This is a genomic window from Candidatus Nanopelagicales bacterium (genome assembly GCA_018003655.1).
Taxonomy (GTDB): Bacteria; Actinomycetota; Actinomycetes; order S36-B12; family UBA10799; genus JAGNDY01.
In genome coordinates, this window is sequence record JAGNDY010000001.1 from 106,938 (window position 1) to 133,041 (window position 26,104).

Annotated in this window: 29 protein-coding genes; 25 read left to right on the forward strand and 4 right to left on the reverse strand. The window is 63.6% G+C overall.

Annotated elements, in window-relative coordinates; genetic code table 11:
• The 10 genes from trmD (at nt 1) to whiG (ending at nt 8,179) form a co-directional block, all read left to right on the forward strand.
• Nucleotides 1-738 carry a tRNA (guanosine(37)-N1)-methyltransferase TrmD gene (gene trmD, locus KAZ48_00520; GenBank protein ID MBP7971253.1) on the forward strand — a complete coding sequence of 246 codons (738 nt, stop codon included), beginning with the start codon at nt 1-3 and terminating at the stop codon, nt 736-738.
• Between the two features lie 95 nt (nt 739-833).
• On the forward strand, nt 834-1,190 hold the full coding sequence (gene rplS, locus KAZ48_00525) for a 50S ribosomal protein L19 (protein MBP7971254.1): 357 nt from the start codon (nt 834-836) through the stop codon (nt 1,188-1,190).
• A gap of 67 nt (nt 1,191-1,257) precedes the next feature.
• Nucleotides 1,258-1,992: a signal peptidase I gene (gene lepB, locus KAZ48_00530; protein ID MBP7971255.1), complete on the forward strand. Its 735-nt coding sequence runs from the start codon at nt 1,258-1,260 to the stop codon at nt 1,990-1,992.
• Nucleotides 1,992-2,741 (forward strand): ribonuclease HII, encoded by a 750-nt coding sequence (locus tag KAZ48_00535; GenBank protein ID MBP7971256.1) that lies wholly within the window; start codon nt 1,992-1,994, stop codon nt 2,739-2,741. Before lepB ends, KAZ48_00535 begins: the two co-directional genes overlap by 1 nt.
• Nucleotides 2,731-3,051 carry a DUF2469 domain-containing protein gene (locus KAZ48_00540; protein MBP7971257.1) on the forward strand — a complete coding sequence of 107 codons (321 nt, stop codon included), beginning with the start codon at nt 2,731-2,733 and terminating at the stop codon, nt 3,049-3,051. The genes KAZ48_00535 and KAZ48_00540 overlap by 11 nt, the downstream gene beginning before the upstream one ends.
• Before the next feature lie 100 nt (nt 3,052-3,151).
• A complete protein-coding gene (locus tag KAZ48_00545) occupies nt 3,152-3,538 on the forward strand; it encodes a YraN family protein (GenBank protein MBP7971258.1) in 387 nt (128 codons plus the stop codon).
• 5 nt (nt 3,539-3,543) lie between these two features.
• Entirely contained in the window at nt 3,544-5,139 is a 1,596-nt protein-coding gene (locus KAZ48_00550) for a YifB family Mg chelatase-like AAA ATPase (GenBank protein MBP7971259.1), read from the forward strand.
• A complete protein-coding gene (gene dprA, locus KAZ48_00555; protein MBP7971260.1) occupies nt 5,136-6,257 on the forward strand; it encodes a DNA-processing protein DprA in 1,122 nt (373 codons plus the stop codon). Before KAZ48_00550 ends, dprA begins: the two co-directional genes overlap by 4 nt.
• A gap of 76 nt (nt 6,258-6,333) precedes the next feature.
• Nucleotides 6,334-7,242 (forward strand): tyrosine recombinase XerC, encoded by a 909-nt coding sequence (locus KAZ48_00560; GenBank protein ID MBP7971261.1) that lies wholly within the window; start codon nt 6,334-6,336, stop codon nt 7,240-7,242.
• 85 nt (nt 7,243-7,327) lie between these two features.
• Nucleotides 7,328-8,179: an RNA polymerase sigma factor WhiG gene (whiG, locus tag KAZ48_00565; protein ID MBP7971262.1), complete on the forward strand. Its 852-nt coding sequence runs from the start codon at nt 7,328-7,330 to the stop codon at nt 8,177-8,179.
• 204 nt (nt 8,180-8,383) lie between these two features.
• On the opposite strand, the gene KAZ48_00570 is transcribed toward whiG, so the two are convergent.
• Both KAZ48_00570 and KAZ48_00575 read right to left on the reverse strand, forming a co-directional pair.
• Complete coding sequence (locus KAZ48_00570) at nt 8,384-8,758, reverse strand: hypothetical protein (protein MBP7971263.1); 375 nt, start codon at nt 8,756-8,758, stop codon at nt 8,384-8,386.
• A 357-nt stretch (nt 8,759-9,115) separates the two neighbouring features.
• The gene (locus KAZ48_00575; protein MBP7971264.1) at nt 9,116-9,895 is read right to left on the reverse strand and encodes a M23 family metallopeptidase; all 780 of its coding nucleotides are present in this window, start codon (nt 9,893-9,895) and stop codon (nt 9,116-9,118) included.
• A gap of 349 nt (nt 9,896-10,244) precedes the next feature.
• Between KAZ48_00575 and rpsB the strand changes: the two genes are divergently transcribed.
• The 11 genes from rpsB to KAZ48_00630 all read left to right on the forward strand — a co-directional run bounded on the left by rpsB (nt 10,245) and on the right by KAZ48_00630 (nt 22,010).
• Nucleotides 10,245-11,255 carry a 30S ribosomal protein S2 gene (gene rpsB, locus KAZ48_00580; protein ID MBP7971265.1) on the forward strand — a complete coding sequence of 337 codons (1,011 nt, stop codon included), beginning with the start codon at nt 10,245-10,247 and terminating at the stop codon, nt 11,253-11,255.
• A 1-nt stretch (nt 11,256) separates the two neighbouring features.
• Nucleotides 11,257-12,093 carry an elongation factor Ts gene (locus tag KAZ48_00585; protein ID MBP7971266.1) on the forward strand — a complete coding sequence of 279 codons (837 nt, stop codon included), beginning with the start codon at nt 11,257-11,259 and terminating at the stop codon, nt 12,091-12,093.
• A 53-nt stretch (nt 12,094-12,146) separates the two neighbouring features.
• Complete coding sequence (locus KAZ48_00590) at nt 12,147-12,869, forward strand: UMP kinase (GenBank protein ID MBP7971267.1); 723 nt, start codon at nt 12,147-12,149, stop codon at nt 12,867-12,869.
• Nucleotides 12,870-12,949: 80 nt separating this feature from the next.
• On the forward strand, nt 12,950-13,507 hold the full coding sequence (gene frr, locus KAZ48_00595; GenBank protein ID MBP7971268.1) for a ribosome recycling factor: 558 nt from the start codon (nt 12,950-12,952) through the stop codon (nt 13,505-13,507).
• A 1-nt stretch (nt 13,508) separates the two neighbouring features.
• Entirely contained in the window at nt 13,509-14,366 is an 858-nt protein-coding gene (locus KAZ48_00600; protein MBP7971269.1) for a phosphatidate cytidylyltransferase, read from the forward strand.
• A gap of 28 nt (nt 14,367-14,394) precedes the next feature.
• Entirely contained in the window at nt 14,395-15,525 is a 1,131-nt protein-coding gene (gene rlmN, locus KAZ48_00605) for a 23S rRNA (adenine(2503)-C(2))-methyltransferase RlmN (GenBank protein MBP7971270.1), read from the forward strand.
• A gap of 12 nt (nt 15,526-15,537) precedes the next feature.
• On the forward strand, nt 15,538-16,797 hold the full coding sequence (locus KAZ48_00610) for a 1-deoxy-D-xylulose-5-phosphate reductoisomerase (GenBank protein MBP7971271.1): 1,260 nt from the start codon (nt 15,538-15,540) through the stop codon (nt 16,795-16,797).
• Entirely contained in the window at nt 16,798-18,093 is a 1,296-nt protein-coding gene (locus KAZ48_00615) for a site-2 protease family protein (GenBank protein MBP7971272.1), read from the forward strand. It begins immediately after the preceding gene.
• Nucleotides 18,094-18,138: 45 nt separating this feature from the next.
• A complete protein-coding gene (ispG, locus tag KAZ48_00620) occupies nt 18,139-19,308 on the forward strand; it encodes a flavodoxin-dependent (E)-4-hydroxy-3-methylbut-2-enyl-diphosphate synthase (protein MBP7971273.1) in 1,170 nt (389 codons plus the stop codon).
• Nucleotides 19,274-20,149, forward strand: a complete 876-nt coding sequence (locus KAZ48_00625; GenBank protein MBP7971274.1) for a DUF4081 domain-containing protein — start codon at nt 19,274-19,276, stop codon at nt 20,147-20,149. Before ispG ends, KAZ48_00625 begins: the two co-directional genes overlap by 35 nt.
• 82 nt (nt 20,150-20,231) lie before the next feature.
• Nucleotides 20,232-22,010 carry a proline--tRNA ligase gene (locus KAZ48_00630; protein MBP7971275.1) on the forward strand — a complete coding sequence of 593 codons (1,779 nt, stop codon included), beginning with the start codon at nt 20,232-20,234 and terminating at the stop codon, nt 22,008-22,010.
• Nucleotides 22,011-22,025: 15 nt separating this feature from the next.
• On the opposite strand, the gene KAZ48_00635 is transcribed toward KAZ48_00630, so the two are convergent.
• On the reverse strand, nt 22,026-22,442 hold the full coding sequence (locus tag KAZ48_00635; GenBank protein ID MBP7971276.1) for a ferritin-like domain-containing protein: 417 nt from the start codon (nt 22,440-22,442) through the stop codon (nt 22,026-22,028).
• A complete protein-coding gene (locus tag KAZ48_00640) occupies nt 22,439-22,906 on the reverse strand; it encodes a hypothetical protein (protein MBP7971277.1) in 468 nt (155 codons plus the stop codon). The genes KAZ48_00635 and KAZ48_00640 overlap by 4 nt, the downstream gene beginning before the upstream one ends.
• A 168-nt stretch (nt 22,907-23,074) precedes the next feature.
• Between KAZ48_00640 and rimP the strand changes: the two genes are divergently transcribed.
• The 4 genes from rimP to KAZ48_00660 form a co-directional block, all read left to right on the forward strand.
• Complete coding sequence (gene rimP / locus KAZ48_00645) at nt 23,075-23,542, forward strand: ribosome maturation factor RimP (protein ID MBP7971278.1); 468 nt, start codon at nt 23,075-23,077, stop codon at nt 23,540-23,542.
• A 2-nt stretch (nt 23,543-23,544) separates the two neighbouring features.
• Entirely contained in the window at nt 23,545-24,582 is a 1,038-nt protein-coding gene (gene nusA, locus KAZ48_00650; protein ID MBP7971279.1) for a transcription termination/antitermination protein NusA, read from the forward strand.
• Nucleotides 24,583-24,760: 178 nt separating this feature from the next.
• Entirely contained in the window at nt 24,761-25,045 is a 285-nt protein-coding gene (locus tag KAZ48_00655) for a YlxR family protein (protein ID MBP7971280.1), read from the forward strand.
• A gap of 83 nt (nt 25,046-25,128) precedes the next feature.
• The coding region (locus KAZ48_00660) for a translation initiation factor IF-2 N-terminal domain-containing protein (protein ID MBP7971281.1) at nt 25,129-26,104 on the forward strand (976 nt) is incomplete at its 3' end.

Genomic DNA, 26,104 nt, shown 5'->3' on the forward strand with positions numbered 1-26,104 from the left:
ATGCGAATCGACGTCGTCACCATCTTCCCCGACTACCTGCAGCCGCTACGGCTGTCGTTGCCGGGCAAAGCGATCGAACAGGGCGTTGTTGAGCTGCACGTCCACGATCTGCGCGACTCCACCCATGATCGACACCGGACCGTGGACGACACCCCGTACGGCGGCGGTCCTGGGATGGTGATGAAGCCGGAACCGTGGGGAGAGTCCCTCGACCGAATCATCGAATCGGGTCCGCCGGATACCCTTCCGACATTGATCATTCCTACTCCGAGCGGTGCCCAGTTCACGCAGCAGATGGCTGCTGAACTGGCGCAGGTGCCATGGCTGATCTTCGCCTGCGGTCGCTATGAAGGCATCGACGCTCGCGTTGGGCAGCACTACGCACAGGGCTGCGATATCCGGCAATTGAGCATCGGCGACTACGTGCTGGCCGGCGGCGAGGTTGCGGCACTCGTGATCAGCGAGGCTGTGATTCGGCTGCTCCCCGGGGTACTTGGCAATAGCGACAGCGCAAGTGACGACAGCTTCGCGCCGGACCGCTCGGCCGGGGCGCTGGAAGGCCCGACCTACACCAAGCCTGCGGTCTGGCGGGGATTGGAGGTTCCACCGGTGCTGACGTCCGGCGACCATGGCGCGGTTGCCGACTGGCGGGTGGAGCAGTCACATCGACGGACCCGGGAGTTTCGACCGGAACTGACCGATGTGGCACACTTGGGCGAAGCCACAAGCGAGTCTTGACCTGCCACAGGGGGTCACGTCGCCGGTGTGGCACATCCATGTCCTACTCATGAATCACTGCGTCGACCTGTGGCGCCGGAGTGCAGGAGAACTTGATGAACACCCTTGACGACGTTGACGCCGCATCATTGCGCTCGGATATCCCGGATTTTCGACCTGGAGATTCACTAAAGGTCCACGTCAAGGTGGTGGAAGGTACGCGATCGCGTATCCAGATCTTCGCCGGCGCGGTGATCCGACGCCAGGGCGGCGGACTGCAGGAGACCTTCACTGTCCGCAAGGTCAGCTTCGGCGTTGGCGTCGAGCGCACCTTCCCACTGCACTCGCCGATCATTGATTCGATTGAGGTCGTCAGTCGTGGCGATGTTCGCCGCGCGAAGCTTTACTACCTGCGCGATCTGCGCGGCAAAGCTGCCAAGATTCGCGAGAAGCGCGACAACACCGCTAAGTAATCTCCTCGGTGGTTCGGTCACGTCACAGCACCCGGCAGCGCGCCGAATCGATATTTGAGGAGCTTCAGTGACCACGAGCGAGATCGCCACCCCGCCCAAGAAGGGAAAGGGTGGGGTTTGGGCGCTGGTTCGTGAGATTGTCATCGTGCTCGTTTGCGCCTTGGTGTTGTCGGTGCTCGTTCGAACGTTCCTGGTACAGGCCTTCTACGTGCCGAGCCAGTCCATGGAAAACACCCTGATGCCCAATGACCGCATCGTGGCCTCGAAGATCACGACGGCGATCTCGGGTGTGACGCGGGGAGAGGTCGTTGTGTTCCGCGATCCGGGAGGCTGGCTTCCGGAAAGTGACACGTCGGTTGGGCCCGTATCCAAGGGCCTTGAGTTCATTGGTCTGGTTCCGTCCACCTCCGGAAACGACCTCGTCAAGCGGGTGATCGGTATTGCCGGAGATCACATCAAGTGCTGCAACCAGCAAGGCCAGATCGTGCTCAACGGCGTCGGCCTCGATGAACCCTTCATCAAGCCCGGGTCAGGCACGGATCAGGTCCCCTTTGACATTGTCGTGCCCGCCGACTCGATCTTTGTGATGGGCGACAACCGCGGGGCGTCCGCCGACTCGCGCTTCCACCTCTCGGTCAACGACGGAGCCGTGCCGCTCGACGATGTGGTCGGTCGGGTCGTGCTGAAGGTCTGGCCACTCGACAAGTTCGGAACGGTGGGAATTCCCGAGACGTTCAAGAACCCGGCACTGAACAACCAACCGACATCCGGACCAGGTGCCAGCCCGAATTCGGGAAGCTAGTGACGGTTCGGCTTCCCTCCCGCGCGCCTCGCCGTCGAGTTACCTCCGATGGCAGCGATACCTATCGATATGAGCGTGCCCTTGCGCGAGCGGGGTTCACGACAGTCGCTGGAGTTGACGAGGCCGGGCGGGGCGCATGTGCTGGTCCACTGGTCGTTGCGGCCGTCATCCTGGGCAGCCGCGCCGGTCACTACCCAAGAATCGAGGAGTTGACGGACTCCAAATTGCTCAGTGCTCCAGCCCGTGAACGTGTGTACGACCGGGTGGTCGAGCGTGCGGCCGCCTGGTCGGTCGTCGTGATCGATGCACCGGAGATCGATCGAATCGGACTGCACGTTGCCAACATCGAAGGGATGCGGCGGGCACTCGCGCGCACCAACGCGACCGCCGACTACGTCCTGTCCGATGGCTACCCGGTTCCCGGTATTCCGGCGCCCAGCCTCGGAATGTGGAAAGGCGACCGAGTCAGCGCATCGGTCGCGGCGGCGGGTGTCATCGCCAAAGTGACGCGCGATCGCATCATGGTGACCCTGCATGAGCGTCGGCCCGAGTATGGTTTCGACGTTCACAAGGGCTACGTGACGTCCGACCATCGGCAGGCCCTGGGCAATCATGGGCCCTGCGACGAGCACCGGTTCTGCTTCGAACCAGTCAGGCTCGCAGCGTCCGTGCCGCCGTCACGCGCGCGACCCGACGCCCAGGACGACGAGCAAGCGACGAGAGAACGGAGTCAGCGGTATGGGTGCTGAGGATCTCGAGCGGTACGAAACCGAAGTCGAACTCGCGCTATATCGCGAGTACCGCGACGTGGTCGGGCTTTTCTCCCACGTGGTGGAGACGGAGCGTCGGTTCTACTTGACTAACGAGGTGGACGTCAAAGTTCGTTCCACCGACGGTGGCGAGGTCTTCTTCGAGGTCACCATGTCTGACGCATGGGTGTGGGACATGTACCGACAGGCTCGATTCGTGAAGAGGGTTCGCGTGCTGACCTTCAAGGACGTCAACGTCGAAGAGCTGACCCCGCCCGAGTTGCCGGTAGAACCCAGCACTCAGGAGTAATCCACACTCTCGGTCGGCGGACGGACTTGTCCACCGGTCATGCAGCTTCCCGTGCTGGGTCTGCCGGACTCATCCAAGCTCACTGTCGGGGGTGGGCAACATGGATGAAAACGGGAACACGGTGCGGTCGTCGAAGGCCAACGTCGCGTTGGGCCGCTACGGCGAGGACGTCGCCGCTCGATATCTGCGTGGTGCGGGCTTGCTGGTCATCGATCGCAATTGGCGTTCGCGCAGCGGCGAGGTCGACATCGTTGCCCTCGATGGGGACATCTTGGTCATCTGTGAGGTCAAAACGCGGTCGAATCACCGTTTCGGCGGTCCAGTCGCCGCCATCACCTCGACAAAGCTGAGCCGACTGCGTCGCCTTGCTGGCGAGTGGATCGCGGCCCACCCGCAGCCGGTCAGTGGGATTCGAATCGACGTAGTCGCCGTCATGCGGCCGAGCAGAGGCGCCGCGCACGTCACGCACCTGGTCGGTGTTCAGTGACGTCGCTGGCCAGGACTCATTCGGTAATCGTTCATGGAGTCACTGCCCATGTCGTCGAGGTGCAGGCGTCGTTGTCCCCGGGTCTGCCCAACATGTCCTTGGTGGGTCTGCCAGACACTGCACTGAAGGAGTCCCGTGACCGGGTGAGGGCGGCCGTGGTGAATAGCGGGCTCAAGTGGCCGGAGGCACGCATCACCATCGGTTTGAGCCCCGCTTCGCTACCCAAGCGCGGTACCGGCCTCGACGTGGCCATTGCGCTCGCGGTATTGGCGGCGAATGCACAACTTCCCGCCGACCAAATTGCCAGAGTTGTCGTGCTCGGTGAGTTGGGTCTCGACGGTCGTATCAGGGGCGTGGCCGGTGCGCTGGCCGCAGCGCTGGCCGTTCGCCAGCGGGCAAGTACTTCCTCCTTGTCCGGTGTGATGATCCTGGGACCGGTGGACGCGGCTGCAGTAACGGCCGTTCCTGGACTGGAGATCCTTACCGCGCCGACCCTGCGCGTTTTGGTTGCCCGCCTACGCGGGGAGCAGGAGCTCGATGAGGACGTTCACATCGACCAGCAGCCCATCGACGCCGAGCACACAACGACTAGGAACTCGTTGTCTGTGCGGGGGGCGTCGGTGGCACCGGTCGATCTGCGCGACGTGGCTGGACAGCAGGAGGGCAAACGGGCGCTTGAGATCGCGGCGGCTGGTGGACACCACTTGGCGATGCTCGGTCGAGCGGGGGTTGGCAAGACGCTGTTGGCAGAGCGGCTGCCTGATCTGCTTCCGGACCTGAACATTGAGGACTCTCTCGATGTGACCGCGATCCATCAACTCGCTGGCAGCCCTGCTTCGGTCGGGGGTTCGCTGCTCACACGACCCCCTTGGTGCGCGCCGCACCACACAGCCACCAGACCGGCCTTGGTTGGCGGCGGCAGAGAGGACAAGCCCACGATCGGCATGGCGACGCTGGCGCACCGAGGGGTGCTCTTCTTGGATGAGGCTGCGGAGTTTGAGCCCGCCGCTCTGGACGCCTTGCGTGAGCCGCTTGAGTCCGGGGAGGTGTCGATTGCCCGAGCGGGCTTCCGGATGACCTTCCCAGCCAGATTCCTGCTGCTGCTGGCCGCCAATCCCTGTCCGTGCGGAAACGCGCTGGATCCCAATCCCTCCGCCACCTGTCGCTGCACTCCCCACCAACGTCGTCGATACCTGGCCAGGCTGTCAGGCCCGCTGATGGATCGACTGGATCTGCGCGTGGTCCTGACCAGGCCGACCATCGCGGAATTGAAGGGACTAACCGGCTCGGGACAAAGCACCAAGCAGGTCGCTGATCGGGTAAGGGCCGCGCGAGAGCGATCGCGGCATCGGATGAGCGAAACTCCGTGGACACTGACGGCCCAAGTGCCCGCCCGGGAACTGTTCGCTCGCTGGCCCCTGCCCACGAATAGCCAGCGTCTTATCGATCAGTCCTGCACGCGCGAGAGTGTGCGCGGCCGGGACCGACTCCAACGAGTTGCCTGGACCATCGCCGACCTCGATGGGCATAGGCAGCCGACGTGCACCGATGTCGATCAGGCCATCGCTCTGCGCGCCAGCGATCAGGAGTGGACGGCATGAGTAACGCTGACGTGCTGGCACGGTTGGCGCTCAGTCACTTGGTTGAGCCGGCCAACGAGCGGATTGGGCGGGCACTGCTTGATCACCAAGCCGATGAAGTTGTGGCGCAAATGACCCGCGGGCGCGGTCATCGCCTAGGTCTTGCCGACCTGCAGGAGCGCTGGGACGGCCGCGACTGTGTTGCCTCGGCGCAGCGCGAGTGGCAGCAGGCCGAACAACTTGGGGTCGACCTGATCGTCCCAGGCAGTCTCGGTTGGCCAACGCAACTCGACGACCTCGCAGCGACGGCGCCATTGGTCCTCAGATCGAAGGGATCAATCCCGATTCGGCAAAGCGCGGCCCGCAGCGTCGCCATCGTGGGGGCTCGCGCGGCCACCCGTTACGGCTGCGCGGTTGCCGATGAGTTGGCCGCAACACTGGCGGGGCGCGGGTGGTGTGTGGTGTCGGGTGCCGCCTTCGGAATCGACGCGGCCGCCCATTTCGGTGCGCTGGCGGGCGGTGGCCAAACGATCGCGATCAGTGCCGCCGGCGTTGATCGGCCAGCGCCAGTAGCCAACTCCGGCCTGTTCCAACGCATCTACGCCTCGGGGGCGGTCCTCAGCGAGGTTCCGTTGGGGGCGCGCCCGAATCGGTCACGCTTCCTGGTCCGCAACCGGCTAATCGCCGCGCTGACCAGGGCGGTGGTAGTTGTCGAAGCCGCCATGAAGTCCGGTGCCAGATCGACCGCTGCGCAGGCATCGGCTCTCGGACGCATCGTCGCGGCGGTTCCGGGGCCGATCACGTCGGCGATGTCCGTCGGCTGTCATTCACTTATCCGCGAACAGCAAGCAGTACTAGTCAGTTCCCCGGCCGAAGTCGTGGAGCTGCTCGCACCGGTGCAGACCGCGCTGGACATCAACGGACCCACTGCGGGGGCGCAGTCAGACTGTCGTGACGTGCTCGGTGTGCTGGAGGCTGACCGACCAGCGGGAGTCGACGCGCTCGGGCAACTGGTGGGGCTTTCCGCACCGAGGACGCTGGCGGCGCTCTGCCTACTTGAGCAGTCGGGCGGCGCTTGGCGGGACCGAGACGGTTGGCGCGCAGCGAATTGGGGTCCAGGACCGCTCGGCTCCGGTTGACTCAGCCGAACGCGGGCACCACCGTATGGGTGTGTCGGCAGAAGAGACAGAGCCCCCAGCGGTCAGTCCAGAGTGGATGGCCGTGATTGAGGAATTCTGCGAACACCTCAGGCTCGACAGTGGCAAGAGCGACAACACGGTGCGTGCGTACCGTGGCGATCTCGCGGACCTCGCCGCCCACGCGACTGCGCAAGGACTGACCAACCCAGCGGGTCTGACCCTGCTGCGCCTGCGGGGGTGGCTAGCGGCGCTGGACCGTAGAGGACTCTCCCGCACAACCATGGCTCGACGGGCTGCCACGGCCCGCGCTTTCACTGGGTGGGCGTGGCGTAACGGAGTTATCGCTCAAGACGTCGGCGCGCGGCTGGCATCGCCCCGGCTGGAGCGGGGGTTGCCAACGGTTCTCAAGGAAGAACAGGCCCGCCAAATGATGCAAACAGCAGCTGCCGACATCGATGTGTCCGACCCCGCCCGGCGTCCAGAGGCACTGCGAGATGCCGCGATCCTTGAACTGATCTACGCGACCGGCATGCGTGTGGGTGAGTTGTGCGCGATTGACCTGCCAGAACTGGATCACGAGCGGCGAACGGTCAGAGTCGTCGGCAAAGGCGATAAGCAGCGAGTCGTACCGTTTGGTATCCCGGCGAGCCGGGCCCTGAACGAATGGCTTCGGGACGGTAGACCAGATCGGGTGACTACGGACAGTGAAGACGCCCTGTTTCTCGGCTCCCGCGGAGGACGCATCGACCCTCGGGTCGTCCGCGGTGTTGTTTCTGCTGCTGCGAAACGACTTACTGGTGCGCCCCACCTTGCGCCCCACGGCTTGCGCCATTCAGCAGCGACGCACGTGCTTGAAGGGGGAGCTGATTTGCGAACCGTCCAAGAGTTGCTCGGTCACGCTACTCTGGCGACAACTCAGCTATACACACACGTTTCCGTTGAGCGCTTGAGGTCGGTATATGAGCAGGCACATCCGCGCGCGTGAGTCGGCGAAGGCCACCGTGGCCGTCGGCTCTCGGGATGGGTCTGCCCAGACTGCGGCGCCCGCCGACACCGCCAGTGGGTTCCCAATGAGCAGGGTTGGCAAGGTGAGTTCCGAAACGGTCTCCACGCACGCGGACCTCGCGGCAGCCGAAGCCGAGGAGTCAGGGCGCGAAGCGGAGAGAATGCTTGCCCAGCTGTGGCGCGACTACAAGTCCGCGGGTTCCATCGATCTGCGCGAACAGCTGATCCTGCATTACTCCCCACTGGTCAAGTACGTGGCTGGCCGAGTCGGCGTCGGGCTACCGAGCAACATCGATCAGTCCGATCTGGTGTCCTACGGGATCTTCGGTCTGATCGATGCGATCGACAAGTTCGACCTTGAGCGCGAGATCAAGTTCGAGACCTACGCGATCAACCGGATTCGTGGCGCAATCATCGACGAGTTGCGCAGCATCGATTGGATCCCGCGCTCCGTTCGCACCAAGGCGCGCGACGTTGAGCGCGCGTACGCCGAGCTTGAGGCAAAGCTGCAGCGGACCCCGAGCGACTCCGAAGTCGCCGACGAACTGGGTGTGACCAAAGAAGCGCTGCGGCGGATCTTCTCGCAGGTTTCGTTCGTCAACGTGGTGGCGTTGGATGAACTACTCCACATCGGTGGCGAACGTGGCGACAAGGTGACCCTCGGCGAGTCCCTGGTCGACGCGAAAGCCGAAGATCCGGAATCGGTCTTCGAAGTGGAAGAGACCCGCTACATCCTGGCCGACTCGGTCGGTGCGCTACCGGAGCGCGAGAAGATCGTCATCACGCTGTACTACTACGAGGGCTTGACCCTAAATGAGATCGGTCAGGTTCTCGGGGTGACAGAGAGCCGAGCGTGCCAATTGCACACCAAAGCGGTCCTGCAGTTGCGCGCCAAGATGGCTGACCTCACGTCCTAGCTGTGACCTTCGGTCCAATCTGAGCAATCTTCGGTTCTATCTGAGCAGCGACGAGTCTCCGGTTCTATCTGAACCCTGAGGGTTTCAGGCCCGAAGGTGCCCCTTGTGCGGGTTCGGCTCTCCGATTCGGTGAACCGTCGTCCCCGGAAATGCCCCGGTCCTACTCAGAAGTGGTTACACAGATAGGAGCGAACGTCGCAGGCGTCACTTGCCTTTGCTTCGGGGAATTACGCCGAGGGCAGCCAAGCCCGCCGGGCGGACGCGACCCTCATCCAGGAGCCCCTCAACGAGTCGCCGGTTCCGCTCGGACGCAGTGCCCACCTTCCGACGAGGGGTGAACTTCTGCAGGTAGGAATCGTCGTCGTAGGCGCGGCGCGTGCTCTCACTCCATCCAAAGCACAGTCCGAGTACCAGGAGATCGTGGAAAGTGACCGACTCGCGGACGGACCTGGTTCGACTGAGCCGTACCCATACACCGGGGCTCGTCGCGTGGTGATGCTCCAACCACGCCTCAAGGTCGTTCGCCGTCGCGAAGGTAGCCACGACAAGGCCATCGGTTGGGTTGCTCGGATCAGGCACGGTTCGACGCTAGCAACTGGCTCGGACAGGTGGCCCACGTGACCTTTGGGTCCCTCCGCAGGTGGTGGCCCGAACGATCAGATCGAACCGAACCTGCTGCTCGGACGTGATCGGAAGTCGTCCGCTCTAAGCACGGTCGACTCCTCAGGTAGGACCGGCATTGACAGCAGTCTTCGGTCTATCCGAACAGCCCCACGGGATTCAGCTCTATCTGAACCAACTCTGCAGGTGTTCAGATAGAACCGAAGATGCTCGCCCAGGTGTTCAGATAGAACCGAAGACGGAGCTCAGATGTCGCCGAAGACGCACGTTGCAACGCAGGGGTCGTTGCTCAGATAGGACCGGAAGTCACACTAGCTATCTCGCTTTCGACCTTCGTCGTCGGTGGTCGACTGCAACGCCGGCGCCTAGTACGCCCGCGATGGCAACTGCGGCTGCTGGCACGGCGGCCGTTCGCCGCACTGGCGGCGCGTCGACTGCTGGTGGCGACTCGGACCCACCAGCGGTCCTTGCCGCACCCGCTTGCGGAACTGAGCGCGTCGCCTGAACACGGGCTGACCGCTGCTTCGACCCGCCCGCGAGCGAGCGTGGCTGGACACCGAGTGGTTTGAGCACCGGCGGCACCAGATCGAGCAGCGAGAGTGGATCCAGATACGTCTCGGCTTTGATGTAGCCCCAATGGAGGCATCGTTCACTGCAGTGGCCACCGCCGGTGACGATCCCGATCACCTCGCCAGCGTCGACCGCCTGGCCGATGTCGACCGACGCCGTGACCGGCTCGTACGTGGTACGGCCCGACGAATGGGTCACAGTGACGACGCCGCGGCCAGCGATGGTTGCGGCGAAGGTCACTATGCCACCGCCCGCAGCCTGCACGGGCGTCCCCGGCGTCGCGGCGAGGTCGACCCCGCGGTGTCCGGCGAGCCAATTCTGCGCGGGTGGATCAAACGCAGCAATCACCTGCAGCGTTCCGGGAAGTGGCGATAGCCATGGGCTGAACCTCAGGGGGCTCGCGGCCGCTGGAAGTCCGACCCAAACCCCACCCAGAATCATGATTGCGACAGCCACCGCCGTCGAAAGGACCGCTGCGCGCCAAGTCAGTCGTCGGGCGGGTACGCGGATGGCTGAAATGGGCATGATTGAGCATGGATCCACTGCAGGCCGCGGTGATCGGCTCGAACGCAGGTCGGTGGATATCGCGAGCTGCGCGGCCGGTTGTGGAAGGGTCTGGCCACCGTGGCGGCGTCAGGTGGCTAGACTGAACCCGCACGGCGGTTCGCTGCCGTGACATCACACCCTGCACACAGCCCTTCATGTCAGCCAAGGCTGAACATTCGAAGCGCTGCGACCGTGTCCGCGGTCCGGCTGGAGCACCACTCCAACCGGTGGTCACAACGGCGGGGGAGGAGCGCTCACCAACCGGTGATCGCAACAAACCGATCAGCTTCGTCGCAGTGCAGACTGCGGCGAGCGTGGAGGAATACCTATGGCCGTCGTCACGATGCGCCAGCTCATGGAGAGCGGTGTCCACTTCGGACACCAAACCCGTCGCTGGAATCCGAAAATGAAGCGCTTCATCATGACCGAGCGCAACGGGATCTACATTGTGGATCTCAACCAGTCGCTGACCTTCCTTGACCGCTCCTACGAATTCGTTCGGGAGACCGTCGCGCACGGTGGCACGGTGCTATTCGTTGGCACCAAGAAGCAGGCTCAGGAAGCAATCGAGCAGCAAGCGACTCGCGTGGGTATGCCCTACGTGAATCAGCGGTGGCTCGGTGGAATGCTCACCAATTTCCAGACCGTTCACAAGCGGCTGCAACGCCTCAAGGACCTTGAGGAGATGGATCTCGATGACGTCGCCAGCAGCGACAAGACCAAGAAAGAGCTGCTGATGATGCGCCGCGAGAAAGACAAGTTGGCCAAGACCCTCGGCGGCATCCGCGACATGGCTCGCGTGCCAAGTGCGGTGTGGATCGTCGACACGAACAAGGAAGCCCTTGCCGTCGGCGAGGCGCGCAAGCTGCACATTCCCGTCATCGCGATCCTCGACACCAACTGTGATCCCGACCTAGTCGATTACCCGATTCCGGGTAACGATGACGCGATCCGCGCAGTAGGCCTGCTAACCCGAGTGGTTGCCGATGCAGTAGCTGAGGGCCTCATGGCGCGTGCTGGAGCCAACGCTGCTGCAACCGATGGCGAGGCGGTCGACGAGCCGATGCCCGAGTGGGAACGCGAAGTTTTGGTCTCCGGTGAGGCGCCGAAATCCAACGCCGTTGCGGCTGAAGCACCCGCAGTCACCGATGAGGTTGTCGAGGTCGCGGCCGAGGCTGAGGTTGACTCCGCCGACGCCGCTGCGGCTGATGCGGCCGCGGTCACCGATGAGGTTGTCGAGGTCGCGGCCGAGGCTGAGGTTGAGGTTGACTCCGCCGACGCCGACGCCGACGCCGACGCCGACGCGGCCAAGGTTGCGGAGAAGACGGAGGACGCCTGACATGGCTGCAGTGAGCGCGGCGGAGGTTAAGCGCCTTCGCGAAATGACCGGCGCCGGGATGATGGACTGCAAGCGGGCTTTGGAAGAAGCCGAAGGTGACTTCGACAAGGCCGTAGAGCTGCTCCGTATCAAGGGTGCCAAGGATGTCGGCAAGCGTGATTCGCGGACTGCCTCGAACGGGCTCGTCGTGGCTCACATGGAAGGCAACGACCACGGTGTGCTGCTTGAGCTCAACTGCGAGACCGACTTCGTCGCCAAGACCGAGGGATTCCAGGGCCTCGCCGCCGACGTCTCAAGCTTCGTCGCCAGCAAGCGCCCCGGTGATGTTGCCGAGTTGATGGCAGCGGAGCTCGAGGCGGACAAGACCATCCAGCAGTTGCTCGACGAGGCAAACGTGACCCTCGGGGAGAAGATCGAGGTTCGTCGTTTTGTCAGGTTTGAGGACGGCAGCATCTACGTCTACCTGCACAAGCATGATCCCGCGTTGCCACCAAGCGTCGGCTCGCTGGTTGAACTCGATACGCCAAACGAGGAACTGGCCAAAGGCATCGCCCAGCACATCGCAGCGATGGCCCCCAAGTACCTGGCACGCGAGGATGTTCCGCAGGACGTTGTGGACAACGAGCGGCGGATCGCTGAGGAAACTGCTCGGGAGGAAGGCAAGCCCGAGCAGGCCATCAGCAAGATCGTCGATGGCCGGACAAACGGGTTCTTCAAGGACGCCTGCCTGTTGGAACAGTCGTACGTTCGCGACAACAAGAAGACGATCGCAGCGCTCCTGGCAGAGAACGGAGCGCACGTCACCCGATTCGCACGATTCAAGGTCGGGCAGGACTAGTGGTCTCCGCGGTTCAACCGACGCTGGAAGGCACGGTCGAGCGATGGCCGGACATTCCCGAACACGGCTGGGACCGCGTACTGCTCAAACTGTCCGGTGAGGCTTTTGCCGGTGGTGGCGGCCTCGGCGTCGATCCTGACGTCGTGTCCGCCATCGCTCGGCAGATCGCCGACGTGGTTCGGACCGGCCGAGAAGTCGGGATCGTCATCGGTGGGGGCAACTACTTCCGTGGCGCCGAGCTTTCGGCCAGCGGTATGGACCGTTCTCGAGCCGACTACATGGGCATGCTCGGTACGGTCATGAATTGCCTGGCCCTGCAGGACTTTCTTGAGCGTCAGGGAATCGAGACCCGCGTTCAGACAGCAATCGCGATGGGTCAAGTCGCCGAGCCCTACACTCCTCGCCGAGCGATCCGCCACATGGAGAAGGGCCGGGTCGTGATCTTCGGGGCTGGCCTTGGTGCGCCGTTCTTCTCCACCGACACGTGTGCGGCCCAGCGCGCGCTGGAAACGGGTGGGCTGGTGGTGCTCATGGCCAAGGGAGTGGACGGCGTCTATGACGACGACCCGCGTACCAATCCAGATGCCAAGCGCTTCGACCGTCTGACCTATGACGAGGTGCTGGCTCGAGACCTCAAAGTTGCCGACGCAACCGCGATTAGCCTGTGTCGCGACAACCGGATGCCTATCATCGTTTTCAACCTGATGGTGGAAGGCAACATCGCCCGCGCTGTTGATGGTGAAAGGATCGGGACGCTCATTACCGCGGTGCCATAGCCACGGCTCAGCGGCCGACTCGCAGCTGCTTCCGGTGCTGAACCCTCAACCTCAATCTGACGACAAGCAACGGAGTTGCAATGATCGACGACATTCTTCTGGAAGCCGAAGAGAAGATGGACAAGGCCATCAGCGTTGCTCGCGACGACTTCGCCACGTTGCGGACCGGTCGCGCGAATCCGTCGATGTTCGCAAAGATCACCGTCGACTACTACGGCACGCAAACCCCACTCAATCAGTTGGCGTCTTTCCAGACGCCCGAGGCGCGGATGATTCTGGTGATGCCGTACGACGTCGGCGCAATGCCCGAGATTGAGCGCTCGATTCGCGACTCCGACCTCGGCGTCAATCCAACCAACGACGGCAAACTCATCCGGGTAGTGCTGCCGCAGTTGACCGAGGAACGCCGGCGTGAGTATGTCAAAGTTGCTCGCACCAAGGCTGAGGACGCCAAAATCTCGATCCGCGCTGTGCGCCGTCACGCCAAAGAGGCACTCGATAAGTTGATGAAGGATGGCGACGCAGGGGAGGATGACGTTCGTCGCGCTGAAAAGCAGCTCGATGATGTCACCGGCCAGCACGTCGCGCACGTCGACGACATCCTCAAACATAAGGAAGCCGAACTTCTCGAGGTCTGATGTGTCCAACTCCTCCGGTGCTGCCACCCCAGCCGACCCGTCGGCAGACGAGCACCCGAATGCCGGACGCAATCTGCCCGTCGCCATCCTGGTCGGGGTTCTGCTCGCGGGAGTGGCGTTACTAACCCTCTACACCGCTCGTTGGCTGTTCGTGGCGTTGGTGTGTGCGGCCATCTGCATCGGTGTGTACGAGTTGACCGGCGCCTTCGCGCACGTGGGAGCCAGAGTCGCGCGCACGCCGCTCTACCTTGGCGTGGTCGCCGCCACGTTCGCTGTGTACCAATGGGGCATTGAGGCCCAATTGGTGACGTTCGGTGCGATCACCATCTTCGTGTTGATTTGGCGCATCCGCCGGGGCACGGAGGGTTACGTCAAGGATGTGACCGCATCGATCTTCGTTGCCGCCTACTTGCCGTTCATGGCCGGCTTCCTGATGCTGACCTTGCAGTACCCGAACGGCCCACAACGGGTCATCGTGTTCATCTGCCTGACAATTGCCAGTGACATTGGCGGCTACGCAGCCGGCGTCACCATGGGCAAGCACGCGATTGCCCCGCAGATAAGCCCCAAGAAGTCGTGGGAGGGCTTCGCCGGGTCGGTAGTCACCCAGGTCATCGTGGGGTCGTGGCTCTTCATCTGGCTACTCGATTCTTCCTGGTGGGCAGGAGCCATCACCGGCATCGTTATGACGATTACGGCCACTGCCGGCGACTTTGCTGAAAGTGCGATCAAACGCGATCTCGGTGTCAAGGACATGAGTCAGCTACTGCCTGGCCATGGCGGACTCATGGACCGGCTCGATTCGCTGGTCCCCAACGCCTTCGTATCGTGGGCGATGTTCCGACTCTTCCTCGGCTGAGTCGGCGTCCGGACGGAAGGTCAAACTGATGAGCAAACAAGACCTGCCGCTGGGTCGAACTGGATTCGTTGAACGCAAGGCGACGGCGCGGGGGGTGAAACCGCCGCGGCACCTGTCGGACCTGGAGATTGCTGACCGCAAGCAGGTCGCCGCCGATCTCGGTCTGCCGGGCTTCCGTGCCGACCAACTGGCGAGACATTGGTACGGCCGGTTGTCAGACGACCCGCAAGAGTGGACCGACCTATCCGCCGATGTCCGTTCTCAACTCGCCGAGAGCATCCTGCCCGACCTGCTTGAGCCGATCCGCCAACTGACCTGTGACGACGGTACGACCGTGAAGTCGGTCTGGAAGTTGCATGACGGCGCACTGGTCGAGAGTGTCCTGATGCGATACCCCAACCGCGTGACCATGTGCGTGTCGAGCCAGGCAGGTTGCGGGATGAACTGCCCGTTCTGCGCAACCGGTCAAGCGGGACTGACCCGCAACTTGTCAACGGCGGAGATTGTCGAGCAGGTGTTGGCAGGTGCCCGGTCGCTGGCACGCGGTCAGATCGCCGGTGGCCCCGGTCGCGTATCCAACGTGGTGCTCATGGGCATGGGGGAGCCGATGGCCAACTACAACCGCGTGACTCGGGCGCTGCGAATCCTGACAGCGCCAGCGCCGACGGGGTTGGGCATGTCGGCTCGCGGAATCACCGTCTCGACGGTCGGGCTGGTACCGCAGATCCGGCAGCTCGCGCAGGAGGGTTCGCCCTACACGCTGGCAGTCTCCCTGCACGCTCCCGACGACGAACTGCGTGACGAGCTCGTGCCGATCAACAACCGGTGGCCGGTTGCCGAGGTGCTGGACGCGGCCTGGGGATACGCCGATGCGACCGGTCGGCGCGTTTCGATCGAGTACGCACTCATCAAAGACATCAACGACCAACCCGAGCGTGCGCGCATGCTGGCCAATCTGCTGGCCGGACGTCTGGTCCACGTCAATCTGATTCCGTTGAATCCGACCCCCGGATCGAAATGGACGGCATCACGTCCGGAGGATCAGGACGAGTTTGTTCGCATCCTGAGCTCACGCAAGATTGCGGTCACCGTTCGCGACACGCGCGGTCGGGAGATCGACGGTGCTTGCGGCCAGCTCGCGGCGACCAGTACCGCGTGAGCGACCGCGGCAGTGCAGCCGGGCTTCATCGGTCACAATAGGCACGTGACCCGCGACATCGTGCTGCTCGGCAGCACCGGCTCAATCGGAACGCAGGCACTGGACATCGTTGCCAGAAACCCCGAGCGATTCCGAATCGTGGGTTTGGCCGCCGGTGGTGCGAACCTCGACCAACTTGCCGGTCAGTCCCTGGATACCGGCGCGCAATACGTCGGCGTGGCCGATCCCGATGGGGCCGTGGCGCTCATGCTCGCCATCGATCAGCTCGCCCGCAAACGGGGACTGCAACCAGGGGAGTTCGTGATCCCGCAGGTGCTCGCAGGCCCGCTGGCCGCCACCCAGATCGCCGGCCTTGATGTTGACCTTGTGCTCAATGGCATGACTGGCTCCGTCGGGCTTGCCCCCACCATCGCTGCACTGACCGCAGGTACCACTCTGGCTCTGGCGAACAAGGAGTCCCTGGTGGTCGGTGGTCGATTGGTGACCGGGTTGGCCAGACCGGGTCAGATTGTGCCTGTTGATTCCGAGCACTCTGCCCTGGCCCAGTGTCTGCGCAGTGGCAATTCCGGCGAAGTACGCAAGCTGATCCTGACTGCTTCGGGAGGACCGTTCCGCGGCTGGAGCGCGGAGAGTCTGGTGAATGTCACGCCGGAGCAGGCATTGGCGCATCCGACCTGGAATATGGGACCTGTCGTGACGATCAACTCCGCCACCCTGGTCAACAAGGGTCTGGAGATCATCGAGGCGCACCTCCTGTTTGACGTTCCCTACGATCGAATCGAGGCGGTGGTTCACCCGCAGTCGGTCGTGCACTCGATGGTCGAGTTTGCCGACGGTTCGACAATCGCCCAAGCGAGCCCGCCGGATATGCGCTTGCCGATTGCCCTGGCCATGGGCTGGCCGGATCGAGTTGTCGACGCCGCTCCTGCCTGTGACTGGAGCACTGCGGCGACGTGGGAGTTCCTGCCGTTGAATGAGCAGGCATTCCCCGCTGTCAGGGTGGCTCGAGAGGTTGGGGAACTTGCCGGAACCGCTCCAGCAGTCTTCAACGCAGCGAATGAGGAGTGCGTAGCGGAATTCCTGACCGGCAATCTTGGTTTCACTGGCATCATGGAGACGGTTCAAGCGCTCGTCGACATCCACGTAAGCGGTGGCGATGGGGCGTCGGGATCCGAATACGTTCCGGATGCGTCAATGACAGTGGATGCTGTGCTTGCCGCCGAGCAATGGGCGCGACCGGCTGCCCGTCGACTCATGGGAAGGAGTTCGTAGGTGCTCACCATCGTCGGCATCATCGCGTTCGTCTTCGCCATCCTGTTTTCCATTGCGTGGCACGAACTCGGTCACTTCCTGCCCGCAAAGAAGTTCGGCGTCAAAGTCACCCAATTCATGATCGGCTTTGGGCCGACACTGTGGTCAAAGAAGAAGGGCGAGACCGAGTACGGGGTGAAGGGAATTCCCTTCGGTGGCTATGTCCGCATGATCGGAATGTTTCCCCCTGGCGAAGACGGCACCGTCCGGGCATCGAACACCGGCCGGATCGCCATGTTGGTCGAAGACGCGCGCAAAGAGGCGGCGCAAGAGGTCCTCACCCCGGAGGACGAGAAGCACACCTTCTACAACCTGCCAGTCCGCCAAAAACTCGTGGTCATGCTCGGCGGTCCGGTTATGAACCTGATCCTGGCCACTGTGCTGTTCGCCATCGTGCTGGTTGGTTTCGGCACTCCGAGCACCAACCTGACGGTCAAAGAGGTATCGCCCTGCGTGCCGACCGCCAGCAACATCAACGGTGATTGTGTCGCAGGAGCCCAGCCGAGTCCGGCTGCGGCCGCCGGGATGCAGGTGGGCGATGTCGTTACCACCTTCGACGGCCAACCCGTGACTTCCTGGGAGGAGTTCACCGGGCTGATCCGCAACAGTGCGGCCGGAGCAGCGACTATCGGCGTGACCCGAGATGGTGTCAGCCAGACCCTGACCGCTCCGATTCTCGTCGTGGATCGACCGGTCATCGTTGACGGGCAGGTAACGAACCAGACCAAGCCGGTTGGGTTCCTTGGCATGTCACCGGAACGAATCCTGCAACCACAACCCATCACTGCGGTTCCTGGGCAGATGTGGGATCTGAGCGTTCGCACTGGGCAGGCTCTCATCTCGATCCCGTCGAAGATCGTCGGTGTCGCCAAGGCGGCTTTCGGTTCCGACCAGCGCGATCCGAACGGTCCCATCGGCGTAGTCGGAGTCACCCGAATCAGCGGCGAGGTCGCGGCCGCCGACCTGCCCGAGTCGTGGAAGGTGGCCCAGTTCCTCGGCCTGGTCGCATCGCTGAACCTGTTCTTGTTCCTTTTCAACTTGATTCCGCTGCTCCCGCTCGATGGCGGACACGTCGCTGGCGCGATGTGGGAGGGAATCCGTCGACGCATCGCCAAACTGCGGCATCGGCCCGATCCGGGACCGGTGGATGTAGCTCGCGCCTTGCCCGTCGCCTATGCCATGGCCTTCATCCTGATAGGCATGAGTGCTCTGCTGCTTTACGCAGACGTCGTCAATCCCGTCCGAATCGGCAGTTGAGGTGCGCGATGTTCCAAGTCCCAACAACGAGGGGATACTGAAGTCATGAGTATTGCCTTGGGCATGCCGGAAGCACCCCCGCCGGTTCTGCATGAGCGGCGCACCACCCGGCAGTTGCTGTTGCGCCACCCCACCCATCCGGTGCTCATCGGCGGCGGCGCACCCATCAGCGTGCAATCGATGACCACGACGGTCACTGCGGATGTCGATGCCACGCTGCAGCAGATCGCGCAGTTGACCGCGACCGGCTGCCAAATCGTTCGGGTTGCGGTGCCGAGTCAAGATGACGCCGAGGCACTCAGTCAGATCGCCAAGAAGTCCGGGATCCCAGTGATCGCCGACATTCACTTCCAACCCAAGTACGTCTTCGCCGCCATCGATGCCGGGTGCGCTGCCGTTCGGGTCAACCCCGGCAACATCCGCGAGTTCGACGGCCGCGTCGGCGAGATTGCCAAGGCCGCGAAGGACTCCGGTACTCCTATCCGGATCGGAGTGAACGCGGGGTCGCTGGACAAGCGACTGCTCGCCAAGTACGGCAAAGCGACGCCGGAAGCCCTCGCTGAGTCGGCCCTGTGGGAAGCAAGTCTGTTCGAAGAGCACGACTTCCACGACATCAAGATCTCGGTCAAGCACCACGACCCGGTGGTGATGGTCAAGGCATACCAACTACTGGCCAGTCAGTGCGACTACCCACTCCACCTCGGCGTCACCGAGGCCGGACCGCAGTTCCAGGGGACGATCAAGTCCGCCGTCGCATTCGGGGCGCTACTGAGCCAGGGCATCGGGGACACGATCCGAGTCTCGCTGTCGGCGCCGCCGGAGGAAGAGGTCAAGGTGGGCATTGGCATCTTGGAATCGTTGAATCTGCGCCAACGCGGCCTGGAGATCGTCAGTTGTCCGTCGTGCGGGCGTGCCCAGGTCGACGTGTACACCCTCGCCGAGCAGGTCACTGCTGGTCTGGAGGGCATGGAGGTGCCGTTGCGGGTGGCGGTGATGGGCTGTGTTGTCAACGGACCTGGCGAGGCCCGGGATGCTGACCTCGGTGTCGCGTCGGGCAACGGCAAGGGGCAGATCTTCGTCAAGGGTGAAGTCATCAAAACAGTGCCTGAGGCATTGATCGTCGAGACCCTGATCGAAGAGGCAATGCGGCTCGCGGAGACAATCCAGGTGGAGACCCACGATGACGCTGTCGGTCCCTCAGTCACGGTCAGCTGACGGAACCGGCGGGACCCTGCGGGTTCTGCAGTCCGAGGACCTGCCGGCTCTGCGTGCGCTGCTTCGCCGAGATCCAGACGCCTACGTCGTTGTTTCCGAACGCATCGAGGCCGGCGCGCTGATACCAGCGGCAAGCGGTGGCCAGAGTTGGGGCTGGTTCACTGGCGCCGGACTCGAATCGGCGATCTACCTCGGTGCCAACACCATCCCGATCGAGACCACCGAAGCGAGCCGGTGGGCTTTTGCCCAACGGCTGACGCGAGGCGGTCGACGCAGTTCGGCAATCGTCGGTCACCATCACGAGGTCCTACCGCTGTGGGAGTTGCTGGCCGCAAGCTGGGGTCCCTGCCGCGAGATCCGAGGTGACCAGCCGCTGATGGCTTTGGAACACACACCTGAGCACTCTGTCGATTTCCGGGTCAAAGTCGCCGATGAGGCCGATCTCGAGCCGCTAATGCCGGCATCAATAGCGATGTTCACCGAAGAGGTCGGAGTCTCGCCGGTATCCGGCGGGCGGGAAGCGGGATACCGCGCCCGGCTGCTCGAATCCATCCGAGCGGGACGGGTGTTCACCCGGATCGAACGCGGTGAAGTGATCTTCAAGGCGGAGGTCGGCGCCGTGTCGACAGCCAGTTCCCAGCTGCAAGGCGTGTGGGTCACCCCGAGACTGCGCCAAACAGGGCTCGCCGCTCCGGCCGTGGCTGGCGTCGTGAGACTCTCGATGCTCCAACACGCCAGGCGCATCAGCCTCTACGCCAACGCCCACAACACGGCGGCGCTGCGCACGTACGCCCGCGTAGGCTTCCGACAGACTGGAACCTTCGCGACCGTCCTCTTCTGAAGCCGGAAGTTTCCCTTACAGCCAGCCCAGCGCCGCCTCGTGCTGCGTCCACCCGACCAAGGAGCCCTGCGTGTTGTTGCGGATGTCGACCCTCTTCCTACGTACGTTGCGAGACGACCCTGCCGACGCTGAGGTGCCGAGCCACCGGCTCTTGGTGCGGGCCGGATACGTCCGTCGGGTAGCGCCGGGCATCTTCACCTGGCTCCCACTTGGGTACCTGGTTCTTCGCAATGTGGAGCGCATCGTCCGAGAGGAAATGGATGCGGCCGGCTTTCAGGAGGTGCACTTCCCGGCGTTGCTTCCCCGCGAAGCCTACGAGACGACGGGGCGCTGGACGGAGTTCGGCGACAACATGTTCCGCCTCAAGGACCGCAAGGGCGGCGATTACCTGCTCGGACCTACCCACGAGGAGATGTTCACCCTCCTGGTAAAGAGTGAGTACTCCTCCTACAAGGACTTGCCGCTGTCGCTGTATCAGATCCAGAACAAGTACCGCGACGAAGCACGACCGCGGGCGGGCATCCTGCGGGGGCGGGAGTTCCTGATGAAGGATTCGTATTCGTTCGATTCCAGCGACGAGGGACTGGTGGCCAGCTATCAGAAGCACCGCGAGGCATACATCTCAACCTTCGATCGACTCAGCCTGGAGTTCGTCATCGTGTCAGCGCAATCGGGGGCTATGGGCGGTTCTGCCAGCGAGGAATTCCTCGCGCCGTGCCCCAACGGAGAAGACACCTTTGTCAGGTGTCCGGGCTGTGACTACGCGGCAAACGTTGAAGCCGTCGAAACGCCTACTCCACCGGAGATCGATGCCGATGACGCGCCAGCGGCGCACGTTGCCGCGACGCCGAACGCGGGGACCATTGATGAGCTCATCGCGGTGTCGAACACCGACACTTCGCTTCGACGGGTTGACCGGGACTGGACCGCAGCAGACGCGCTGAAGAACGTCGTGGTCATGATCGACTACGCCGACCGGGACAGCGAGCCACTAGTGATCGGTCTGCCTGGCGATCGCGAGGTGGACATGAAGCGGTTGGCGGCTGCGGTTGCCCCGGGCGAGCCGCGGACATTTGATGAGGCTGACTTCGCCAAGCACCCTGCGCTTGTTCGCGGCTACGTCGGACCACAGATCCTCGGTGCGCAATCAACGTCGGGGATTCGGTACCTCGTCGATCCCCGCGTCGTGACCGGCTCGCGGTGGATCAGTGGCGCCAACACGGCTGGTCAGCACGCGTACGGCTTGGTGGTGGGTCGTGATTTCACCCCGGACGGGACGATCGAGGCCGCCGAAGTCCGTGTCGGCGACTCATGTCCACAGTGTGGTTCCGAACTTCAGATCGCTCGCGGCATTGAGATCGGCCACATTTTCCAGCTCGGGCGCAAGTACGCGGAGGCGCTTGACCTCAGAGTCCTCGACGAGAATGGCAAACGGGTTGTTGTGACGATGGGTTCGTATGGCATCGGCGTCTCCCGCGCGGTGGCGGCGGTCGCCGAGCAGAGCCACGACGAGAGAGGGCTGATCTGGCCGCAGGAGATTGCGCCGGCAGACGTTCATTTGGTTGCAACGGGCAAGGATGACCGCGTCTTCGAGTTCTCGGAGAAGTTGGCGGGTGAACTGTCCGCGGCCGGGGTGCGCGTGCTCTATGACGATCGGAAGAAGGTGTCCACCGGGGTCAAGTTCAACGACTCCGAACTCATCGGCATCCCCACCATCGTTGTGGTCGGCCGAGGTCTCGAGGAGGGAACGGTCGAAATCAAGGATCGCTCAACGGGCGAGCGAACGGTTGTGGAGGTTGACGAGGCAGCCTCGGTCATCATCCGTCGCTGTGTGGCCGAGATGATCTGGGAATCGAGCTAGGCGAGTCGGGCAGAATCACCCGGGGAAGGCCTGAGACACCGATCCCCACGAGATTGCCCGGACGGCGGATTCCGAAGCTGTGCGCGCGGCCGACTTCCGATCGTCGCCAGAGGTTGCCGCCGCCAGCGCCGACCAAGACCGCACCAGTCGCTGCTCGATAACGACGGCGAGCGCGGTGGCAGTGGCCGACGAGGTAACGGCTTGTGGGGTTTGGTACGCCGCGGCGGGGTTTGGCGGCTGTTCACCCGTTGCTGTGATCTGTGCCCTGAGTTGATCGCGCAATGCGCGATGGGAGTTCAGAGCTCGCCGTGCTCGAAGTTGGGCGCTGCCACTGAGTTGCGATCCGATCAAGCCGTACGCGTAGATGGCCGCGTATTCGCCGTCCAGGGTCGCTTTCAGTGCATCGATCGCGGGCGAGTTTGTGGCGATCATGCGGTCGCGCCAGCCAAAGCAGCGGCATGTTGCGACTCGGAGGCGCCGATCAGCGACAGCACCCAAGCCAACTCGGACGCGTTGGCATCGACGCAAGCGGACACCCGTTGGCCTGACGCACGCCGTTCCTGGCTAGCGAGCTCCCGAAGCGCGGCGGTTGCCGTCGTTGCGCCGAGCGCGGCGGACTCGCCAGACTCGGTTGGGGTGCCACCAACGGCGGCGAGGTGTTCGGCGTGCTGTGACCGGATCGGTTGCAGAGTCGGGCGTAGGTCAGGGAATGCGCTCAGCGCCGCGTCGTACAGATCGATCAACTGCTGCTCCGCTGCTGCAACGGCGGCCTTGACCGCGTCATCGGGGTTCGAGCTCGACCCGCTTGAGCTGCATGCGGCGACGAGGCCCACTGGAAGTACCGCGGCGGTTGTGAGCAGGGTACGCCTGCTCAGCGCTGCTGGATGGGTGGTCACGGGGCAAGGGTAGGACGGTGACCCGACTAGGATCGCGCAAGTAGGGGAAAAGGGTGTCAACGCGAGTTGCCAATCCGCTGCCGCGAGGCCGAACTGAACAAGTCCGGCCTCGAACGAAGTGAACAGGGAGCATCCGTTGCAACCGCAATGCACGAGTCGGGAGGATCGATGGCAGCGATTGACGCGGCACGAGTGCGAGCGGCTTTGACGCCGGTTGCCGATCGACTCGGGCTCGATCTGGAGGATGTGTCGGTCAAGCGGGCCGGTCGTCGAAGTGCGGTAGTCGTGGTGCTCGACAAAGACGGTGGCCTCGATCTGGACGCAATTGCGCAGGCATCAAAGGTGGTGTCGGAGGCGCTCGATGACTCTGGCGCTACTGAGGATTTGCCCTACGTGCTGGAAGTGACCTCGCCGGGGGTGGGCCGGCCGCTGACCCACGCTCGACACTGGCGACGCGCAGCCGACCGCCTGGTGCAACTGTCGCTCAGCGATGGTTCCACCGAGACGGGTCGCGTCCAGGGCGCCACTGACTCCACCGTCGCCGTCGTGGTGGACGGTCAGTTGCGAACATTCGAGTTCGCGCAGATCTCGCGCGCTGTTGTCCAAGTTGAGTTCGCCAAGAAGAAGGATTCCTGATCATGGACATCGATGTCAGCACTCTCAAGGCGCTCGTCATTGAGCGTGGGATTTCCTGGGAGTTGATGGTCTCCACCATCGAGCAGGCATTGCTGGTGGCCTATCACCACACACCCGGTTGCAGTGCGCACGCCCGGGTCGAACTTGACCGAAAGTCCGGTCACGCGACCGTGTGGGCGACCGAGGTGAACGAAGACGGCAGCCTGGGCGCTGAGTACGACGACACCCCAACCAACTTCGGGCGTATCGCGGCAGCGACGGCCAAGAACGTGCTGATGCAGCGCCTGCGTGAGGCCAACGACGATGCCACCTTCGAGGAGTTCGTCGGCAAGGAAGGCGACATCGTGTCCGGCCAGGTTCAACAGGGCCGTGATCCCGGCGCGGTCCTGGTTGAGCTCGGCAAGATCGAGGGCAAGATTCCTGGCACCGAGCAGGTTCCGACGGACAGCTACGCACACGGGACCCGGCTGAAGTGCTACGTGGTGGCCGTTCGCCGTGGCACCAAGGCACCGCAGGTCACCCTGTCTCGTACCCACCCGGAATTGGTGCGCGGACTGTTTCGTCTTGAATGTCCGGAGATCGCTGACGGGACGGTTCAGATCATGGCCGTCGCTCGTGAGGCGGGCCACCGATCGAAGATCGCGGTTCGAGCCACGATTGCGCAGGTCAACCCCAAGGGCGCGTGCATTGGGCCGATGGGGCAGCGCGTGCGGGCCGTGACCACCGAGTTGCAGGGCGAAAAAATCGACATCGTCGACTGGGACGAGGACCCGGCGGTTTTTGTCGCCAACGCGCTGTCGCCGGCGCGGGTGTCCAGCGTGGCGGTCGTTGATGAGGCCAACCGCTCTGCCAGAGTGGTCGTACCCGACTATCAGCTGTCACTGGCGATTGGTCGCGATGGTCAGAACGCGAGGCTCGCCGCACGGTTGACCGGTTGGCGGATTGATATTCATTCCGATGCCGAGTCGCCAACGGAAAACGTGGACGATGCGCCGCTGGACGCCAGTGAGGGTGAACGCGCCGAACCTACCGGTGAGTGAGCCCACACACCGCTCAGGGGTAGACTGGCCTACGGTCGCGTTCGAAACGAAATCGGCAAGACCACAATCCGTGCGGATTGACCAGTCATTGGGCCAGTAGCTGGGATAACCAGCAACTGGGACCAGCGAGGAATTGGGATCAGCGAGCAAGTGGCCGGAACCGAAGCAGGTCAGACCAATGACTGAACCGATTCGCACCTGTGTGGGATGCCGAGCACGCGAGGATAAGACCAACCTGGTGCGTGTTGTTGCCATCGGTGACCAAGTCGTCGTTGATGAGCGGGCTCTGCTGCCCGGCCGGGGTGCTTACCTGCACTCCACGCCGAACTGCCTTGAGTCAGCCATCCGGCGGAAGGCATTCGCTCGGGCTCTTCGTCAACGGAGTCCGCTCGATACCGAACCGGTGCAGCACTACGTCTCACAGGTCAACCCGTCGGCCCAACACTCGGGAGCAGTGGAATGAGCGCTCGATGAGTCACCAGCTATGAGCTTCTACCTGCACAACTAAGGGCCCGGCGTCATCCGTCCGGGCCAGGACGGAGAGACGTGGCCAAGACCCGCGTATACGAGGTCGCTCGCGAACTCGGAATCGATAGCAAGACCGCAGTGGCGAAACTGCAGGAACTCGGCGAATTCGTCAAATCTGCCTCCTCAACAATTGAGCCGCCGGTGGCGCGCAAACTGCGCGACGCGTACCCGGACGCTGCCGAGGCTGCTCCAGCCAAGCCAGCCAAGAAGGCAGCCGCGAAGCCAACAGGACCTACACCCGCTTCAACGGCGCGACCAGCACCTGCCGAAGAGCCAACGGCCGCCGAGCCTGCTCAGACGGCACAGCCGGCGCCTAAGGCGGAGTCTGCTCCGAAGGCAGTGCCAACGGACGCCGAGCCAGCGCCTGACTCCGGGTCAGCTCCCACCGCGCAGCCAGCGGCCGCAGACGCCGGGTCGGCAGACCACGGAACCGTTGCGGCTCCGGCGGCCCGGGCTGCTTCCACGACACCAGCCGACGCACCCGCATCCGGGTCAGGCCCAGCACCTGCACCGACTCCAGCACCTAAGCCTGGGGCTCCCCGACCCGGCAACAACCCCTACAGTTCCGGCGGTTCGTCCGGCATGCGTCCGAGTGGGCCTCGCCCCGGCAACAATCCGTTCAGCTCCGGTGCCTCATCCGGAATGCAACGTCCGGGTGTGGCCGGAGCTCCCCGACCGAATCCCGGCACGATGCCCCCTCGACCCGTCCAACGACCAACTGGTCGCGCGGGCGGCCCAGGTGGTCGTCCCAACGCGCCGGGTGGTCGTCCTGGCGCTCCGGCCGGGCGCACCACGGGTGCTCCTGCCGGCGGCGGTCGTCCGGGCGGTGCGCCCGGCGGCGGTGGCTATGCCGGCGGCGGTCGTCCAGGTGGTGCTCCTGGCGGCGGAGGCGGTTATGCCGGGGGAGGTCGTCCTGGTGGCGGTTTCGCTGGTCGCCCGGGCGGCGGCGGAGGTGCGCCGGGCGCATTCGGCGGCCGAGGTGGTCGCGGTGGCG

Bases quoted from the DNA above. Each gene is read 5' to 3' on its own strand.
- KAZ48_00635 (MBP7971276.1), bottom strand. From the start codon at position 22,442: ATGATCGCCACAAACTCGCCCGCGATCGATGCACTGAAAGCGACCCTG.
- KAZ48_00540 (MBP7971257.1), top strand. From the start codon at position 2,731: ATGGGTGCTGAGGATCTCGAGCGGTACGAAACCGAAGTCGAACTCGCG.
- nusA (MBP7971279.1), top strand. From the start codon at position 23,545: ATGGACATCGATGTCAGCACTCTCAAGGCGCTCGTCATTGAGCGTGGG.
- ispG (MBP7971273.1), top strand. From the start codon at position 18,139: ATGAGTATTGCCTTGGGCATGCCGGAAGCACCCCCGCCGGTTCTGCAT.
- KAZ48_00655 (MBP7971280.1), top strand. From the start codon at position 24,761: ATGACTGAACCGATTCGCACCTGTGTGGGATGCCGAGCACGCGAGGAT.
- KAZ48_00630 (MBP7971275.1), top strand. From the start codon at position 20,232: ATGTCGACCCTCTTCCTACGTACGTTGCGAGACGACCCTGCCGACGCT.
- whiG (MBP7971262.1), top strand. From the start codon at position 7,328: ATGAGCAGGGTTGGCAAGGTGAGTTCCGAAACGGTCTCCACGCACGCG.
- KAZ48_00625 (MBP7971274.1), top strand. From the start codon at position 19,274: ATGACGCTGTCGGTCCCTCAGTCACGGTCAGCTGACGGAACCGGCGGG.
- KAZ48_00585 (MBP7971266.1), top strand. From the start codon at position 11,257: ATGGCTGCAGTGAGCGCGGCGGAGGTTAAGCGCCTTCGCGAAATGACC.
- KAZ48_00545 (MBP7971258.1), top strand. From the start codon at position 3,152: ATGGATGAAAACGGGAACACGGTGCGGTCGTCGAAGGCCAACGTCGCG.
- dprA (MBP7971260.1), top strand. From the start codon at position 5,136: ATGAGTAACGCTGACGTGCTGGCACGGTTGGCGCTCAGTCACTTGGTT.
- frr (MBP7971268.1), top strand. From the start codon at position 12,950: ATGATCGACGACATTCTTCTGGAAGCCGAAGAGAAGATGGACAAGGCC.
- rpsB (MBP7971265.1), top strand. From the start codon at position 10,245: ATGGCCGTCGTCACGATGCGCCAGCTCATGGAGAGCGGTGTCCACTTC.
- KAZ48_00560 (MBP7971261.1), top strand. From the start codon at position 6,334: ATGGCCGTGATTGAGGAATTCTGCGAACACCTCAGGCTCGACAGTGGC.
- KAZ48_00575 (MBP7971264.1), bottom strand. From the start codon at position 9,895: ATGCCCATTTCAGCCATCCGCGTACCCGCCCGACGACTGACTTGGCGC.
- trmD (MBP7971253.1), top strand. From the start codon at position 1: ATGCGAATCGACGTCGTCACCATCTTCCCCGACTACCTGCAGCCGCTA.
- rimP (MBP7971278.1), top strand. From the start codon at position 23,075: ATGGCAGCGATTGACGCGGCACGAGTGCGAGCGGCTTTGACGCCGGTT.
- rlmN (MBP7971270.1), top strand. From the start codon at position 14,395: ATGAGCAAACAAGACCTGCCGCTGGGTCGAACTGGATTCGTTGAACGC.
- rplS (MBP7971254.1), top strand. From the start codon at position 834: ATGAACACCCTTGACGACGTTGACGCCGCATCATTGCGCTCGGATATC.